Raw genomic sequence first — 11,859 nt, 5'->3', positions numbered from 1 at the left:
GACGTCGCCCTGCTTAAAGAAGTTGCTTCTGTGCTAATGATTATAAATATCATATCAGACTTTGGTTTTTCGATCCCCGATATGGTGCTATGGGGCCCTTCAGCCGCGCTTCCTGCCGGCAGAGGGGCCTTTCCCTTCGCCGCGTAGCATGGGCGAGCGTGCAGGAGGAGATCGCCTTCACGTCGCCCTCGGTGAGGTTGAAGTGAAGCAGCGGAGGCCCTGTCCTTGACGCCAGCTCCTCGATGATGGGGCTTCTCCTGGATATGTTGGCATACCTCCTCTCCGAGGTGCGGCACACATCGAGGCCGCGACAGAGCCCCATAATGTCCTTGGAGGAGAAGCTATCTCCCAGCACCTTCACCTGCAGGAGCCTCATGAGCAGCACGGCGATGTAGCACACGAGAAAGTAGCCCGTGATTGTGCTTTGCCTCTGAAGATAGACGGGCCTCGCATCGAGCTTGGACTTCATCACCCTGAAGCTCTCCTCGATCCTCCAGAGCCTGTGGTAGGTGCCATATATGGCCAGGGGTTCCATCGTGGTCTTCGAGGTCACGATCATGTTGTAGCCGGCAAGGTCTTCGCCTTCCTTATCGCCTCGTGGTTTAAGGTGGTCGCGACCTTCATGTCCTCCCTGACCTCGCCCTCGCCGTCGACGGGGGAGAAGGTGACATACTTGGCGCTGTCGCCGTACTCGGACCTCTTCGCGGCTGCCGCCTTAAGCGCCCTTGCCTTCTCCACCTGCTGGCTTATCTCGCAGGTCTGTTTCCTGGCAAGAGAGGGGCTGTACGTGACGACGCGTCTCTCTAGGAGCTCGACCTTGCGCCTTCGTCCACGAACGTGTACCTAAAGTCGCCGTCGGCCACCTTGTAGCGAAACGATGTTCCGTCCCTCCCGTCGGGGACGTCCGTCCAGCCATCTCCCGAGAGCGCCCATGTGCGCTCCTTGGCGGAAAGCGTCTTCACCGACCTGTTCGCGGTATGGCTTCGCTTGGGGTCTCAGTGGCTCTCGTATATCTGGAGATAGAGCCCTTTCTTTGTTGCGCGTCCTCTTGAGGAAGTAGGCCATCTGCCACTCCCTGTCAGACGAAAGCACCATAGCACCGTATATAGATGACGCCAGGAAATTCCCAGCCGATCAAGCTTTGGACATGAAAAAAGCCAGCTCAAGGCTGGCTTTTCGGGTTCCGGACCATGTCCGGGTCCTGAAGAATTATGGTGCTAAGAGCTAAACACGGGCCTGAAATCTAAGAAATGATTTAAATAATTGCCGTCATGGTAGATAGACCTGATATACTTTACTATGGTGTATATAAATATTAGCTAATCAGTCGTGGAAGGCCTGAGCGTTCTGATGAGCAGATTGTTTACTGACAGGACGACAAAGCTCGTGAACCCTGCAAAACCCGTTCGGGGGGGGGTTCTCCAAGCGCGGTCTCTGGCATCTCGGCTGAGTATGATCTTTCAAAGCTGACAAGGCTCCAGCTCCTGGAGCTCCTGGAGGACGCCGTTGCAGAGAACGAGCGCCTGAAGCAGGAGCTTACAGAGGCAAAGGATCAGCTCGCAGACAAGCGCATCGCAATCGATGATTCAGAATCGCTCGCCGAGGCATCGCTTCGCCTTGCCGGCGTCTTTACTGCCGCTCAGCACGCTATCGATCTCTATGGATGGAATGTTTCCATGCAACGGGCTGGTAACGTTTCCAGCCATGAAGAGGAGCACGAACCAGAAGTCCCTGATGGTAAGACGGAATCCGAATTGTCAGAAGACAAAGAGGAAGGCGCTGTCGACGAAGCCTCAAAGACGTCCGAGACGGATGCTTCTTCTACCGTAAAGGACTGTGCCGCCTCCAAGAAGGAGGCGAACACCGCATGAGCGAGATGCCATCCGAGAGCGAGAGGGCTGCAAAGACTGAGCTTCCGACCCTTAGAGAGGTCGAAGCAGAGCTTGCGCGCACCGAGTCCCAGCTTCATCACCATGACCGCAATCGCACGCTCACGATCGTGCTTGCCACTGCTTTCGCAGCGGCAGTGCTGCTGTCCCTTTTCGTGTTCCCGCTCTTTCGGATCTACGGCGAATCGATGGCGCCGACGCTCGAAGAGGGGGACATCGTGCTTGCCACGCGCTCTGGCTCCTACAGCACAGGCGATCTCGTGGCGTTCTCCTTCAACAACAAGATCCTGACGAAGCGCATCATCGCAGGTCCTGGCGACTGGGTCGATATCGATGACAACGGGACGGTCTACGTGAATGGTCAGGAACTCCAGGAGCCCTATCTTTCGGATGGAGCGAAGGGCCTGGGGCAGTGCGACATCAGCCTTCCGTATCAGGTGCCCGAGAGCAAGTACTTCGTTATGGGCGACAGAAGACTCGTCTCCGTCGATTCGCGCCTGCAGCAGGTCGGCTGCATACCCACAGAGCAGATCGTAGGTAAGCTCGTTCTGCGCATCTGGCCGCTCCCAACTTTCGGCTTTCTCCAATAGCTGCCTTTCGCAGCACGTCGTTCCCCTGAGATCGGCCCGTCGGATAGGCAGGAGAGGATATATCCAATTTCCACAGAAAACAGAGGTAGGATCCAGGCCCGTAATGTCAGGTCGGAGATTCAATCATGGCATGAAGCCCCTTGCGAGGGACTCTGCATAGCAGCAAGGCAAACACGAAGAAGGAAGGCTTCAATGAGAAAGACTAAGGATCTGCTCAAGTGCGCCCTATCTGCCATTTTGGCAGTGGCCATGGCGCTCGTGCTGCTGCCGGCAAACGCGCTGGCTGCAGACACCTACACGCTGACGCTCAAGGGTACCACTACGGGCCACACCTATGAGGCATACCAGATCTTCACAGGTGACCTCTCGACAGGAACTGATGGCACCAAGACGCTCTCCAACGTGCAGTGGGGCCCCGGTGTCACATATACTGGTACCGAGACAGCCTCCGAGGTTGCTGAGAAGCTTGCGAACAGGACGATGACCATTGAACAGCTTGAAGAGAAGCTTACGCTCACGACGCCGGCTAAGACCGTCACGTCCGCTGAGGGCTCCACGGTCATCGATGGCCTCGATGCAGGTTACTACCTCGTGAAGGACAAGGACGGCACCCAGACTGACACCTCCGACGCCTACACGAAGTTCATTGTCCAGGTCGTGGGCGACGCCACGTCGGCCATCAAGTCTGGTGTCCCGACTGTGACCAAGAAGGTCAAGGACACGAACGACTCCACGGGGGTGACCTCTGACTGGCAGGACTCTGCTGACGCTGATGTTAACGACGACGTGTCCTACCAGATCAGCGGCACGCTGCCCAGCAACTATGCTGACTATTCGACCTACAAGTATGTCTTCACGGATACCATATCCAAGGGCCTGACGTATACCGCCAAGAACGCCAAGATCACGCTGTACAAGGATGCCGTGGACACCAAGGGTATCGACATCACCTCTCACTTCACCGAGGCAATTGTAGACTACTCTGGTACTGATACCAACTACACCGGCGGCCGGGTCCTCACTTGGACCGAGAATGACAAAGAGGGTCTGAAGGCCATCGACGGCATCACCAGCGAGTCCAAGATAGTCGTAACCTACACCGCCAAACTGAATTCCGATGCCAAGATCGGTGCAGCCGGCAATCCCAACAAAGTCGATCTCACCTACTCCAATAACCCGAACAGGGGCGGAGACGGCAAGACTGGTAAGACCCCTGAGGACAAAAACATCGTCTTCACCTACAAGGTAACCGTGAACAAGGTTGACCAGAACAAGAAGTCCCTTGCTGGTGCAGGCTTCACCCTGTACAAGAAGGATGCAAGTGGGAAATGGAACCAGGTCAAGCAGTACACCGCAGGCAACGAGACGTCCTTCGAGTTCAAGGGCCTCGACGACGGCGATTACAAGCTCTCCGAGACCAAGACTCCCACCGGATACAACACTATCAGCGATATCGAGTTCACGATTTCCGCACAGCATGACACGACCGCAGATGACCCAAAGCTCCTCTCGCTTTCCGGCGACACGAAGACAGGCACGGCTACGTGGACTGCAGACACCAATGCTGGCTCCCTCTCAACCGATGTCGTGAACAAGAGGGGCTCCATTCTCCCGTCCACAGGCGGCATGGGCACGACTGTGCTCTATATCGGCGGCGCAGTTCTTGCTGCAGCAGCGGCCTTCGGCATCTACCAGCTCCACAAGAAGGACAAAGAGGCCTAAGGCCTAGCAAGTCTTTACGGGGTGGCAGGTAGCACGTGCCTGCTATCCCTTAAACGCTGGTGTGTATCGAGGAGGTGGCACGGGACATAGCAGAGAAGAAGACGGATGCGGCAGAAGATGCCGCAGAGGAAAGTGGATCTGATGAAGTAGCAGAAGCTGCTCCCCATGCCTCGCGCCGTCATCCCCATCATGGAAGGCACATGGCAGAGATCCTGCTTGGCTGTGTCCTTGTGGCCGGTATCGCGATGATACTCTATCCGACGGTCTCTGACTGGTGGAACGGCATGCACCAGTCAGAAGCGGTTGCCACGTACCAGAAGGCAGTCGCCGACACATCGGCCCAGAAGATGCAGAGGATGTGGGATGCGGCTGTCGCATACAACGCCCGGCTTCCGCATGATGCCAGCAGGTTCGAGATGACAGACGAAGAGAGGGCAGAGTATGACAGTCTCCTCGATGTCACCGGCACCGGCATCATGGGATATGTCTCTATTCCAAAGATCAACGTGGAGCTTCCGATCTATCACGGCACGGATGATGCCACGCTCCAGATAGGCGTGGGACATATTCCTGGCTCCTCCCTCCCGGTCGGAGGAGAGGGGACCCATTGTGTCATTTCCGGCCACCGCGGACTTCCGTCCGCACGCCTGTTCACGGACATTGACCAGCTGACCGAGGGAGACCTCTTCACTCTCAATGTCTGTGGAAAGTCGCTTTCCTATCAGGTGGACCAGATCAGGATCGTTCTGCCTGATGAGCTGGATGACCTGGCAATCGACGACGGGCTCGACCTCTGCACGCTCGTGACCTGTACGCCATACGGCGTGAATACGCACAGACTCCTTGTCAGGGGACACCGCGTATCCGTTCCGGGTAGGGTAGCGATCGACGGAGATGCCACACAGGTGAACCCTGTGCTTGCAGCTGCAGTCGTCACGGCAGTCGCAGCGCTCGTGGCTCTCCTTGTTCACGGCATCAGACAGAGACGGCAGGGCTTGAAGATATCTGCTCCGGCAGCGCAGAAGGGCAAGGACAGATGAAGCGCGAAGTTCTGAAGAGAAATGAAGGTCTGGAAGTGTTGGGACGCTATGTCACGCTCAGGCAGTTACTGATTACAGTGGTGGTAGCTGTGGCTGCAGCGCTTGCGCTCGTGCCGGGCGTGGCTCTGGCAGCTGTGCCGCCTACGACTGGCACGCTTACCGTCATGGGTGCTGTTGCGGGGCAGCAGTTCCATGCCTATCGTGTGGCCGAGATGGCAGAAGATGGCACGCTTTCAAATGTGCCTGCCTGCGACAAGGCGCTCGAAAGCCTTGGCTACAGCGCGGATGACCCGGCCATGAGCCCTGAGACGTTCGATTCCTCGACGAGCGCAGATACGCTCCGCACGGCAGCAGAGACGCTCTCCGGCTGTGTGGTGCAGGACCCTTCCGGCTTCTCTGGGAAGGACGTCACTGCATCCGGCACCCAGGCGAGCTTCTCCGGCCTTGCACGCGGACTTTACCTTGTCGTGGCTGACCAGATAACGGTTGAGGGGATAACGTACACGGCAAGCCCGATTCTCGTGAGCGTGCCGCAGACAGTACAGAGCAGAGAGGCTGGCCAGGCTGTTGGTAGCTGGCAGACAGATGTGAGCGTTGCAGCAAAGATGGCGAAGGAGGAGAGACCCTCCAATCGCTTCCGCGTCACGAAGCTCTGGAAGGATACGAGGACGAAAAGGCCCGAGTCCGTGCGCATCCAGATTATGGATGGCACAGAGCTCTACAAGGAAGTTACACTCGACGCCTCGAACAGCTGGAGCTTTTCCTGGGAAGGCGCGGGCGACTGGTCTGTGCGTGAGGTCGATGTGCCGGAAGGCTACGTGAGTTCCGTGAGCAGGATTCAGGATTCGAATGACGCCTCAAAGACAACCGGTTTCGAGATTACGAACACAGAGAAGTCGCCTAAGGAGACGCCCAAAGAGGGTGTCGCCGACATGAGCGATACGAACAGCCTGGTGCTGATGCTTTTACTTCTTGTTGGTGGCTGCGCTCTTATTGCAGCAGGCGTCGCAGTAAGCAGGAAGCACGGACGCCCTTGAACGAGAGGAAACGGAGAATAAGAACGTGACACCAGGCAGGATGTCTGAGCAGCAAAGCGGACACATGAACATGCACGCAGAGTTGGAGCGATCATGAGCAGGATATTCGACAAGGCACAGAAGATGCTGGAGGACAACCGCCACAAGCACAGCTGGCACGGGGCAGCAGGGGCCTTGGGCATCGTCTTTGCCGCTGCTGTCGCAGTCCTTCTCGTCGGTACGGCGGTGGCACTCACGGGCGGTACGACGATGCAGGACGCCCTGACACAGGATTCCGCCCTCTTCTGGGAGTCCGCATCCGGTACGGAGACCGACTGGCAGAAGGTCGATGCACAGAAGCCTCTAGACGCCACCTCAAAGCTCCGCCTGCGTCTTGCTTTCAAGCTCGATGCCGGAGCGCTCAAGGCAGGAAGCGTCCTCGAGTATAGGCTTCCTGACAGTATCAAGCTCACGAGCACGGAGCCTGTCAAAGGGAATGTGTACACGGATGCAACTGTGAAGGACCCTGCTCGCACGGATACAACGTCTATCGGCACCTATACGATCAAGGACAACGTTGTCGCTTTCACATTCGACGAGAGTGTATGCACGAAGAATGCTGGCTCTGCAGACGGCAAGACGGCAGGGGAGGCGCTCGGCGGATATGCTGACATCGACCTCACATTCGAAGATCTTGCGTGTGACGCAGATGGTACGGCCAAGCTTGCGCTTTCCGATCTTGTGAAGCTCGAAGTCACGAAGAAGGTGGAGACAGCATTGACAGAAAACGCTGCAGCAGAGAGCTCTTCTTCCGGTACGCCTACTGCAGCAGAGGCAGCGTCCGTCGATACCTCTGACGAAGAGACGTCCAGCGAGGATGTTGCAGCCTCTGATGTCTCTGCCGAAGGCGCAAAGAGCGCAGCCAAGGCAGCACCAGTGCTTCTTGCAGCAAACGACAACAGCACGATTGACCTGACGAACTACATCACGAGCACAGAGGTGCAGAAGCTCGTGAACGGGAACTACCAGGATGCAACAGAGTTCAACGACGGCGATACCGTAAAGGTCTCCATCGCATACAAGCTTCCGAAGAACACTCTCACCTCGAACTCCAGAGTTGTTACATATACATTGCCTGATGGCATCAAGCCTGCCAAGGCCACAAGCGGCAACATCGAGAGCGGCGGCAAGACGACGGTCGGTACCTATACGATCGACGCTTCCGGCAAGGCGACGCTGACCTTCAACGATGATTTCTCAGCAGACGGCGGAGCAGTTGTGGGCACGCTCAAATTCACGGGCACCGTCTCAAACAGCAGCACGTCGAGCGACAAGACCATCAACTTTGGCGGCAGCTCTTCCAGCATCACGATCAAGAAGCATGAGGAGACTCCGTCGACAGACGAGCATGATATCGCTGTTGCCAAAACTGCTACGCTGAGCCCGGACAGGAGGACTATCAACTACGAGGTGATAGCTTCCACGACTAAGGGTACTGACGGTGCCGTCACCATCACTGACAAGCTGGACAAGTACAACACTAAGAATGCCAACCCCACCTACGATGTATCGTCCATCGCGGTGAAGAAGATCGATGCCAATGGTACTTCGACGGCGCTGAACTCCTCCGACTACAAGTTGACGCTCGACAATACGAGCACCGACAGCAATGGCGGTCCCAACTTCAAGATTGAGAACCTTCCTGCGCTCTCTGCAGGTGAAAAGTATGTGGTCGACTATACCGCCAATGTCAATGCCACGAACACCGACACGGTAAAGGTCCCGAACAACGCGAGCGCCGGCTATGAGGGCAATATCCAGTGGAGTTCGAAGATCGTCGGCTGGGACAAGGATATCCAGAAAACCGGTACCTACGATGTGAACACCGGCCAGATTGTCTGGACAATCACAGTGAACCCGAATGGTGAGGATATCTCCAATTGGAGGGTCGTCGACATCCTGACCGGTGGACGCAAGCTGACGCAGAAATACTGCGTGAAGAGTGCAGATGGCTCCTTCAGCCAGTATTTCGGCAATGCCGGTGATACCTCGGTCGATTTCAGTTTCTCGAGCATCGCCTCCCAGCTGAGCGACACCCAAAAGAAGGGGAAGTTCTACATCTACGTCTATACGGATGCCCCTGATGGTGACGGACAGGTGACCAACAGCGCTACTTCTACGAACGGTTTTGGCGAGACCACCTCAGGAACCGGTACCACGGATGTGAAGCACCGCTCTTGGGATGTATCGAAGAAACATACGACCGAGCAACTCGACAACGATACCAAGGCTACGGAGCACTGGAACTCTTCGGTCACACTGCCGGAAGGTAACATCACATCCTTCACCTTTACCGACACCATCGAGAATGCGAGAGACGAGAACGGCAATGATATGGGCGCGGACAGCCATTACGCTATCGCGTCCGAGCTCGAGAAGGAGTTTGCGAGCACCGTAGTCGATGGCAAGAAGACGAATTCGGGCCACCTCTACATCAAGGTCGATGGCTACAACAGGTACTACTATGCTGGCTACAACCAGGCTGGTTCCTTCTATGACAGCTACTATGATAGCCAGGATGGCCTAACGCAGGACGTAGACATCAAGGTCACCTACTACGATGCCAATGGTAATGAGGTCTCAGCCAGTGACACCACGACGCATGTGAAGGGCTTCAAGGTCACTGTCACGCTGAAGGACAAAGTACAGGTCAAAGCCCAGACCATGGAGCTCGAAAGCTACACGACCCATGTAGACCACGCAAGCGCAGCTGAGGGTTCATCTTGGAAGATCTCGAATACTGCTGCCGTGGGCGACAAGAAAGCTACGACCACCTTCGACTTCGGCAATCAGAAGAAGCTCGACAAGCAGGTGAAGACGGGCAGCGAGTATGGTACGGATACCTACAAGAGCGGCGATACCACACTGAACTATGACAAGACCAACGGCGTGCTGACCTACCGTCTGCTGCTGAGCACGACGGAAGCGGATTCCGGCAAGACTATCATCGTCACCGATACGCTGCCTGATGGGGCGACGCTCGTGGATGGCTCGGTGCGCGCCAACTTCTTTGCTGACGAGAACAACCAGCAGACGACCAACTACAACGGGACCGACTTCAACGGCGACCAGAAGCCGCAGGCCACGACTTCGACGGTGGATGGTAAGACGGTCATGACTGTCACTACCCCAAACTACAAGTACTACGATGATGGCAATCATCAGTATTCCAAGATCGCCATCTACTACCAGCTTTCCGTGAAGGACGATCCTTCCTGGACGAAGGACAGGTCGAAGACCTATAGCAATACGGCGAAGTGGGACAGCCACTCCGCCACATCCAACACGACCATCAAGCGCAATGCGATGAAGGTTGCCAAGTCCGGCGAGCAGCTGGACAAGGATGGCAATCCGGTGAAGATTGGCACAGATGGCAAGCCTACCGTCACGCCTTCCGGCGAGGTACGCTACTACGTGGAAGTTAACACGGGCGCAGAGGACCTCGACCCCAATTCGGACGAGCTGGAGCTCACCGATACGTTGAATCTCGACACCGGCACGACGGAATCGTTGCAACCGAAGCTCGACCCCAACTCCATCAAGGTCTATGCGTATGACATCACGAAGGACCATCACTACGACGAGGGCAAGGAGATTGCCGACTATCGCGTGAAGTACGATGAGACCACGCACAAGATCACGGTCGAGCTGCCTGACAAGACAGCCTGCGTACTGGTATATGTCTACCAGCTCAACGACAGCTTTGTAGACGGCAAGACGATCTCCAACAATGCATCGCTCTCCGGCAAGTTCAGCGCAGACCATACCGTGACGCTCAAGGAAGTCGATTCTTCCGCCACGGCCGAGAAGGCGCGTCTTGTCGTCTACAAGACGGACGAGGATGACTTCCACCATACACTTAAGGGTGCCACCTTCGAGCTGGACTACTGGGATACCGCTAGCGGCTCTTGGAACAAGATCAACACCCAGATGCCGCTGACTACCGATGCTAACGGTGCCATCACCTACGACCTCGAAGAGAACGCTGACAGCCTCAAGGCCAATACGCTGTATCGCCTGAAGGAGACGGAGGCTCCTGATGGCTATGCCTGCGACGCGGTGCGCTATTTCATCTGGAGGGCATCCGGTGTCTCTGCGGATACCGCCTATGGCGAGTCCAAGGCTGCGAATGCAAAGGACGATTCCGGCAACGCAATCCAGCGTTCCGTCATTGAGTTCTTCTCGCATGCCGGCGGCAACATGTATATTACGGACAAGTACACCCGCGTTACAGTGAAAAAGAACTGGGCGAACGATAATGGAACTACTGCGACTGCTCCTTCTGGTGCGAGCGTGCGGCTGCAGCTCTATCGCTCGACGAAGACGATGGATAAGGGCGATGCCGTTAAGGTCACTGTCACAAGCGAAGGGAATACTGGCCAGGAGAAGACGAAGCTGGATGGAACCTCTGATGGTGTGAAGTACGTCAAAAAGGGTACTGACTATACGTTCCAAATAGCTGGCTATAACGGGCAGACCTATACAGTCTACGTTGACGGTGTCGCGAAGTATACGGGCACGATTGACGCATTCAATACTCCAGTGCCGGTTACACTCAATGGTCTAACTTCAGACGTGACGGTCGATGTCAAGTCTGATAATTATAACGCGTTCTCACTCTCGTCCAAGTCCTGGCAGGATCCGAAGCAGATTTTGGATGGCTCCTCCAAGACAGTGGTGGGAGACTCCGTTACTGTGTCTGCGGCGGACAGCTGGATCCACAACTGGGACAACCTGGCTCAGGACGACGGGAACGGCCATGAGTATTACTACACCGTGGAGGAGCTGGGTTACACGGTGGATGGCACCTACTACGAAGCGGGTACAAGCTTCAAGTACGCTGTCTCCTACTTCAATAATGCTGGCATTCAGTCTGGCTCCATCACAGTGACGAACTCGATGCCGAAATCGTATGTCCTGCCTGATACGGGCGGTATCGGAACGCATGGGTATGTGCTTGCGGGTGCCGCCATCGCGATGGGTGCCGCTACAGTCCTAATGCTACTGAGGTACATGAGGAGAATGGAGTAAGCTCACCCTTTCCGGGCTCTCGCTACTTATGGTGGATAACGCTCTTGCATCCTCTTGAGCACGTGGTGCCCGGACAGCAGGATTTTACCGACGGAAGGCTTCGGCCCTAAGGCGCAGGATGGATGCTTAAGGGTGGATTGAATTTGTAAGTGCAACACTTTAAGCCGAAGCGCGATGGTTGCACCAAGTTCTGCAAAGTGCGCCGGAAACGTTGCGACAAGGCATGCAATTCGGCCCTCCGGAGCATCCAGGACGTCGGATCATGCGCTTTCCGACCATGGTGGGAATCGGCCCCCTCTCCAGGATTGCACAACTGCACAACTGTGCGCAACGGAGGGGGCCGGACGGATCTGCTGCTGCCGGCGGCTGCATGCCGCAGGCAGTGCATGCGGCCTATGCTACCTCAGATATGCATGCGGAACGAGTGTGGGCTTGAGCACCACGCTGTATGCGGGAATGCGCACGATTCCGAGTCTCGTGAGTGTCCTTCCGGTAGGGGCAATCCCAGCTC

General features: G+C 56.2%; 9 protein-coding genes. 6 read left to right on the top strand and 3 right to left on the bottom strand.

Going from position 1 to position 11,859, the window contains the following annotated elements; genetic code table 11:
- Positions 1-49: 49 nt before the first annotated feature.
- The 3 genes from J4859_RS12560 to J4859_RS12550 form a co-directional block, all read right to left on the bottom strand.
- On the bottom strand, positions 50-553 hold the full coding sequence (locus J4859_RS12560; protein ID WP_371812063.1) for a hypothetical protein: 504 nt from the start codon (positions 551-553) through the stop codon (positions 50-52).
- Positions 554-555: 2 nt separating this feature from the next.
- On the bottom strand, positions 556-738 hold the full coding sequence (locus J4859_RS12555) for a hypothetical protein (protein ID WP_212330238.1): 183 nt from the start codon (positions 736-738) through the stop codon (positions 556-558).
- Between the two features lie 65 nt (positions 739-803).
- Positions 804-962, bottom strand: coding sequence for a hypothetical protein (locus J4859_RS12550; RefSeq protein ID WP_212330236.1), 159 nt, complete (start codon positions 960-962; stop codon positions 804-806).
- A gap of 714 nt (positions 963-1,676) precedes the next feature.
- On the opposite strand from J4859_RS12550, the gene J4859_RS12545 reads away from it, so the two are divergent.
- From J4859_RS12545 to J4859_RS12520, 6 genes are all read left to right on the top strand, one after another.
- Positions 1,677-1,871 carry a hypothetical protein gene (locus J4859_RS12545; RefSeq protein WP_212330234.1) on the top strand — a complete coding sequence of 65 codons (195 nt, stop codon included), beginning with the start codon at positions 1,677-1,679 and terminating at the stop codon, positions 1,869-1,871.
- Positions 1,868-2,479: a signal peptidase I gene (lepB, locus tag J4859_RS12540; protein ID WP_212330233.1), complete on the top strand. Its 612-nt coding sequence runs from the start codon at positions 1,868-1,870 to the stop codon at positions 2,477-2,479. The genes J4859_RS12545 and lepB overlap by 4 nt, the downstream gene beginning before the upstream one ends.
- A gap of 192 nt (positions 2,480-2,671) precedes the next feature.
- The gene (locus tag J4859_RS12535; protein ID WP_212330231.1) at positions 2,672-4,201 is read left to right on the top strand and encodes a SpaH/EbpB family LPXTG-anchored major pilin; all 1,530 of its coding nucleotides are present in this window, start codon (positions 2,672-2,674) and stop codon (positions 4,199-4,201) included.
- Between the two features lie 74 nt (positions 4,202-4,275).
- Entirely contained in the window at positions 4,276-5,241 is a 966-nt protein-coding gene (locus J4859_RS12530; protein WP_249113646.1) for a class C sortase, read from the top strand.
- Positions 5,238-6,278 carry a Cna B-type domain-containing protein gene (locus J4859_RS12525; RefSeq protein WP_212330229.1) on the top strand — a complete coding sequence of 347 codons (1,041 nt, stop codon included), beginning with the start codon at positions 5,238-5,240 and terminating at the stop codon, positions 6,276-6,278. The genes J4859_RS12530 and J4859_RS12525 overlap by 4 nt, the downstream gene beginning before the upstream one ends.
- 93 nt (positions 6,279-6,371) lie before the next feature.
- Positions 6,372-11,348, top strand: coding sequence for a Cna B-type domain-containing protein (locus J4859_RS12520; RefSeq protein ID WP_212330227.1), 4,977 nt, complete (start codon positions 6,372-6,374; stop codon positions 11,346-11,348).
- Positions 11,349-11,859: the final 511 nt, after the last annotated feature.

Source organism: Atopobium sp. oral taxon 416 (assembly GCF_018128285.1).
Classification (GTDB): Bacteria; Actinomycetota; Coriobacteriia; order Coriobacteriales; family Atopobiaceae; genus Olsenella_L.
This window is presented reverse-complemented; position numbering and strand designations above follow the sequence as displayed.

Excerpts from the sequence above, each read along its gene's own strand:
- J4859_RS12545 (WP_212330234.1), top strand. The coding sequence starts at position 1,677 with ATGCAACGGGCTGGTAACGTTTCCAGCCATGAAGAGGAGCACGAACCA.
- lepB (WP_212330233.1), top strand. The coding sequence starts at position 1,868 with ATGAGCGAGATGCCATCCGAGAGCGAGAGGGCTGCAAAGACTGAGCTT.
- J4859_RS12535 (WP_212330231.1), top strand. The coding sequence starts at position 2,672 with ATGAGAAAGACTAAGGATCTGCTCAAGTGCGCCCTATCTGCCATTTTG.
- J4859_RS12525 (WP_212330229.1), top strand. The coding sequence starts at position 5,238 with ATGAAGCGCGAAGTTCTGAAGAGAAATGAAGGTCTGGAAGTGTTGGGA.
- J4859_RS12520 (WP_212330227.1), top strand. The coding sequence starts at position 6,372 with ATGAGCAGGATATTCGACAAGGCACAGAAGATGCTGGAGGACAACCGC.